The organism is Sphingomonas bacterium (genome assembly GCF_903644135.1).
In the GTDB taxonomy this organism is placed as follows: Bacteria; Pseudomonadota; Alphaproteobacteria; order Sphingomonadales; family Sphingomonadaceae; genus Sphingomonas.
Genome location: NZ_CAHJXA010000280.1, coordinates 1 through 3,820, shown reverse-complemented (window position 1 = coordinate 3,820; position 3,820 = coordinate 1). Strand labels below are relative to the sequence as shown.

Annotated in this window: 5 protein-coding genes; 4 read left to right on the top strand and 1 reads right to left on the bottom strand. The window is 68.4% G+C overall.

Features of this window, described 5'->3' with window-relative positions; all coding sequences use genetic code 11:
* On the bottom strand, nucleotides 1-1,292 hold a 1,292-nt coding region (locus HUU96_RS12935; protein WP_174293175.1), incomplete at its 3' end, for a DEAD/DEAH box helicase.
* Between the two features lie 267 nt (nucleotides 1,293-1,559).
* On the opposite strand from HUU96_RS12935, the gene glyA reads away from it, so the two are divergent.
* The 4 genes from glyA to HUU96_RS12915 form a co-directional block, all read left to right on the top strand.
* The gene (gene glyA / locus HUU96_RS12930) at nucleotides 1,560-2,870 is read left to right on the top strand and encodes a serine hydroxymethyltransferase (RefSeq protein WP_174293174.1); all 1,311 of its coding nucleotides are present in this window, start codon (nucleotides 1,560-1,562) and stop codon (nucleotides 2,868-2,870) included.
* 5 nt (nucleotides 2,871-2,875) lie between these two features.
* On the top strand, nucleotides 2,876-3,037 hold the full coding sequence (locus tag HUU96_RS12925; RefSeq protein ID WP_174293172.1) for a hypothetical protein: 162 nt from the start codon (nucleotides 2,876-2,878) through the stop codon (nucleotides 3,035-3,037).
* A gap of 9 nt (nucleotides 3,038-3,046) precedes the next feature.
* Entirely contained in the window at nucleotides 3,047-3,508 is a 462-nt protein-coding gene (gene nrdR, locus HUU96_RS12920) for a transcriptional regulator NrdR (protein WP_174293173.1), read from the top strand.
* The coding region (locus tag HUU96_RS12915; protein ID WP_302480244.1) for a TrmH family RNA methyltransferase at nucleotides 3,505-3,820 on the top strand (316 nt) is incomplete at its 3' end. The genes nrdR and HUU96_RS12915, both read left to right, overlap by 4 nt.

Sequence of the window (3,820 nt, the reverse complement as noted above, 5' to 3'; positions counted from 1 at the left end):
CGGTAGCCACCGGTGACGTCGTGGAGGTCCAGGCCCAGGGCCAGCCGGGAGTACAGGCTCCCGCCCCGGCTGAGCATCTTGTGGCGCGGGCGCTCCTCGCGCGGGGCGGGATCGTTGCCGATCGCCTTGACCCGCGCCGCCTTCAGCGCCTCCGCCTGGTTGCGGAAGTCGGCCGGCAAGGCGACCTGCGGGATCTTCTGCCGGGTCAGCCGCTCGATATCGCGCAGATAGGTCCGCTCGTCCTCGGCGCAGAAGGCGATGGCGATGCCGCTGGCACCCGCGCGCGCGGTGCGGCCGATGCGATGGACATATTGCTCGGGCACGTTGGGCAGCTCGAAGTTGACGACATGGCTGACGCCCGACACGTCGATGCCGCGCGCGGCGATGTCGGTGGCGATCAGCACCTTGACGCTGCCCGACTTGAATTCGGCAAGCGCGCGTTCGCGCTGGCCCTGGCTCTTGTTGCCATGGATCGCATTCGACGCGATGCCGTTGCCGGCCAGCAGCTTCACAACGCGATCGGCACCATGCTTGGTGCGCGTGAACACGAGCGCGCGCTCGACCGCCGGATCGCGCAGCACGAGGGTCAGCAGCGCCTGCTTCTCGGCCTGGTTGACCAGGGTGACGGTCTGGTCGACGCGCTCGGCGGTGGTCGCCGCCGGCACCACCGACACGGTCGCCGGCTCGTGCAGATACTGGTCGGCCAGCTCGCGGATCGAGGTCGGCATCGTCGCCGAGAAGAACAGCGTGTGGCGCTTCCTCGGCAGCATCTTGACGATGCGCTTGAGGGCATGGATGAAGCCGAGGTCGAGCATCTGGTCGGCCTCGTCGAGCACCAGGATCTCGACCATCGCTAGGGTCAGGAAACCCTGTTCGATCAGGTCGATCAGCCGGCCGGGCGTCGCGACCAGGATGTCGACGCCGCGGCTGAGGTCCTGGCGGTTCTTGTTGATGCTGGTGCCGCCGAACACGGTCGCCACCGACAGTTTGGAGAATTTGCCATAACCGCGCGCATTGTCGGCGATCTGGCTGGCGAGCTCGCGCGTCGGCGCGAGGACCAGCATCCGGCAATGCGTCGGCAGCACGCGCTTGTCGGCGGCGGCGAGGCGCTGGATCGACGGCAGCACGAACGCGGCGGTCTTGCCGGTGCCGGTCTGGGCGATGCCGAGCAGGTCGCGGCCTTCGAGGATCAGGGGGATGGCGTCGCGCTGGATCGGCGTGGGCTCGGCATAGCCCTTGGCTTCGAGCGCGCGGACGAGAGGTTCGGCGAGGCCGAGGTCGGAAAAGGACATGGAAATACCTTGGACGGCCACGCGCGCTGGGCGCACGGGTGGCGGGGGAGAATGACACCCCGCGTGATAGGAGAGCCTGGAATTGACCGAAGCGGAGCTCGACATCCTACCCTTTGTGGGCCGGGGACGCGATCACGCTGCAAACGCCTCGATCCCGGCCTATTGCCTGCAAATGACGCGAAAGTCAAGATCGGCGATCAGGGTGGCCATTTGCGACCCCCCGCGGTACAGGCCGCACACCCGTCGATCCTGCCAGGACCCTCACCGATGAGCACCCAGCCGCGCCACCTGCACGATGTTCAGCCGGATGGTTTCTTCACCACGGGCCTGGCCGAAGCCGATCCGGCGGTGTTCGCCGGCGTCGCGCACGAGCTGACCCGCGAGCAGACCCAGATCGAGCTGATCGCGTCGGAGAACATCGTGTCGCGCGCGGTGCTGGAGGCGCAAGGGTCGGTGTTCACCAACAAATATGCCGAAGGCTATCCGGGCAAGCGCTATTACCAGGGCTGCGCGCCGTCGGACGAAGTCGAGACGCTGGCGATCGAGCGTGCGAGGCGGCTGTTCGGCTGCGCTCACGCCAACGTCCAGCCCCATTCGGGCGCACAGGCCAATGGCGCGGTGATGCTGGCGCTGGTCAAGCCGGGCGAGACCATTTTGGGCATGAGCCTCGACGCTGGCGGCCACCTGACCCATGGCGCACGCGCGTCGATGAGCGGCAAATGGTTCAACGCCGTCCAGTATGGCGTCACCGCCGACACTCACCTGATCGACTATGATCAGGTCGAGGCGCTCGCCGTCGAGCACCGGCCGAGGCTGATCATCGCCGGCGGCTCCGCCTATCCGCGGACCATCGACTTCGCCCGCTTCCGCGCGATCGCCGACAAGGTCGATGCCTATTTCCTGGTCGACATGGCGCACTTCGCCGGCATCGTCGCCGCCGGGCTGCACCCGAGCCCGATCGGCCATGCCCATGTCGTCACCACCACCACCCACAAGACGCTGCGCGGGCCCCGTGGCGGCATGATCCTGACCGACGACGAGGCAATCGCCAAGAAGATCAATTCGGCGGTGTTCCCAGGGCTGCAGGGCGGCCCGATGATGCACGTCGTCGCCGCCAAGGCGGTGGCGTTCGGCGAGGCGCTGCGCCCCGGCTACAAGGGCTATATCGCCGCGGTGGTGGAGAACGCCAAGGTGCTGGCGGCGACCCTCAAGGAGCGCGGCAGCGACGTGGTGTCGGGCGGCACCGACACGCATCTGGCGCTGATCGACCTCACCCCGCTCGGCATCACCGGTCGCGACGCCGACGAGGCGCTGGAGCGCGCGGGCATCACCTGCAACAAGAACGGCATCCCCAACGACCCGCTGCCGCCGGTCAAGACCAGCGGTATCCGCGTCGGCAGCCCCGCCGGCACCACCCGCGGCTTCGGCCCCGGCGAGTTCCGCGAGATCGGCCACATGGTCGCCGACGTGCTCGACGGGCTCGCCGCCAACGGCGAGGCGGGGGACCCCGCGGTGGAGGCGGACGTTAGAGCCAGGGTGCGGGCCTTGTGCGCGCGCTTTCCGATCTACGAAGGATGAAGACCATGGCGTTCGAGGACATCAAGAACAATCCGCAGCTGGGCAAGAGCATGGCGAAATGGGCCGCGCTGGGTGCGGTAATCGCTATTCCGCTGCCGTTCGTGGGGCCGATCATCGGCGCGACCGTCGGGGCCGGCATCGGCTATGTCCGGGGCAAGAAGGCCTGATCACGCTCGATGCGCTGCCCCTATTGCGGCCATGACGACAGCCAGGTGAAGGACAGCCGCCCCACCGACGACGGGGCGGCGATCCGGCGGCGGCGGCAGTGCGAGGGGTGCGCGGCGCGCTTCACCACCTTTGAGCGCATCCAGCTGCGCGAGATCGTCGTCCTGAAGAACGAGAACAAGCGCGAACCGTTCGATCGCGACAAGCTGCTCCGCTCGATCGCGATCGCCACCCGCAAGCGGTCGATCGACCCCGCGCGGGTGGAGCGGCTGGTCAGCAGCATCCAGCGCCAGCTCGAAACCTCCGGCGAGGGCGAGACCTCGTCCAAGCGTATCGGCGAGCTGGTGATGGAAGGGCTGAAGGCGCTCGACTCGGTTGCCTATATCCGCTTCGCCAGCGTCTATCGCGACTTCAGCGAGGCGCGCGACTTCGAGGCGTTCGCCGGCGCGGTCGAGGATGCCACACGCGAGTGAGCCTGCCGCCGGTCATCGTCCTCGTGCGTCCCCAGCTGGGCGAGAATATCGGCAAGGCGGCGCGGGCGATGCTCAATTTCGGGCTGGTCGAGCTGCGCCTCGTCGCCCCGCGCGACGGCTGGCCCAACCCGCAGGCGGGTCCGGCCGCTTCGGGAGCGGACGTGGTGCTGGAACGGGCGGCGGTGTTCGACGACGTTGCGGCAGCGGTGGCCGATTGCGCGCACGTCTATGCCACCACCGTCCGCAAGCGCGGCGTCACCAAGCCGGTGGTGACCCCAGAAGCGGCGGCGCAGGCGATCCATGCCGGCCCGG

What these genes read in the sequence shown, in the direction of transcription:
- glyA (WP_174293174.1), top strand. Translation starts at nt 1,560, where the DNA reads ATGAGCACCCAGCCGCGCCACCTGCACGATGTTCAGCCGGATGGTTTC.
- nrdR (WP_174293173.1), top strand. Translation starts at nt 3,047, where the DNA reads ATGCGCTGCCCCTATTGCGGCCATGACGACAGCCAGGTGAAGGACAGC.
- HUU96_RS12925 (WP_174293172.1), top strand. Translation starts at nt 2,876, where the DNA reads ATGGCGTTCGAGGACATCAAGAACAATCCGCAGCTGGGCAAGAGCATG.